Origin of the sequence: Mesorhizobium sp. M7A.F.Ca.CA.004.04.2.1 (assembly GCF_004022825.1) — a bacterium.
Taxonomy (GTDB): Bacteria; Pseudomonadota; Alphaproteobacteria; order Rhizobiales; family Rhizobiaceae; genus Mesorhizobium.
This window is the reverse complement of the sequence record NZ_RZPH01001646.1, coordinates 1-659: the sequence shown is the minus strand read 5'-3', so window position 1 is coordinate 659 and position 659 is coordinate 1. Positions and strand designations below refer to the sequence as shown.

The 659-nt window shown below is 60.1% G+C and carries 2 protein-coding genes; one reads left to right on the top strand and one right to left on the bottom strand.

Annotated elements, in window-relative coordinates; translation table 11 throughout:
- A partial coding sequence (locus EN893_RS36710) for a TetR family transcriptional regulator (protein ID WP_164901531.1) occupies positions 1-163 on the bottom strand: 163 nt, incomplete at its 3' end.
- Positions 164-253: 90 nt separating this feature from the next.
- Between EN893_RS36710 and EN893_RS36705 the strand changes: the two genes are divergently transcribed.
- A partial coding sequence (locus EN893_RS36705) for a CYTH domain-containing protein (protein ID WP_128362297.1) occupies positions 254-659 on the top strand: 406 nt, incomplete at its 3' end.

Sequence of the window (659 nt, the reverse complement as noted above, 5' to 3'; positions counted from 1 at the left end):
CGATCGAGCCTATATTGGCTCGCGCCTCGGCGGCGATCTCGCGCGTCGAGGTGCCATCGAAGCCCTGCCTTCCGAACAGCTTCAGCGCCGCCTGGACAAGGGCCGCGCGCGTCATCTCGGCGGGCTCGCGGCGAAGAATTTTGGGCTCAGGCAGTTTGACCATGAGCGCAGTTTAATCAATCGATTGATTAAAGTCAACTTCTGTTCGTCATTATCTTGCCATCGACGGCGGCAAACGCTTTAGTGCCCGGCCATGGGCAAGGAAGTCGAACGAAAATTCCTGGTCACCAGCACCGCATGGCGGGAACTGGCCGAGGCCAATATCCGCATTCTCCAGTTCTATCTCGCTGCCGGCCCCGGGCGCACGGTGCGCATCCGCATCAGCGATGGCGGTTCCGCCAAGCTGACACTCAAATTCGGCAGCAAGGCGCGCGAACGCGACGAATTCGAATACTCGATCCCGCTCTCGGAGGCGGTGGAGATGCTGGACTTCGCCATCGGACGTGTCATCGAGAAGACACGTCACCATGTTAGGCACCGTGGCTATCTCTACGAAATCGATGTCTTCGGCGGTCCGCTTGCGGGACTTGTGATCGCCGAACTTGAGACGCCGGAGGACGTGCCGGACGAAATGCTGCCTGATTGGCTCGGCCGCGAAG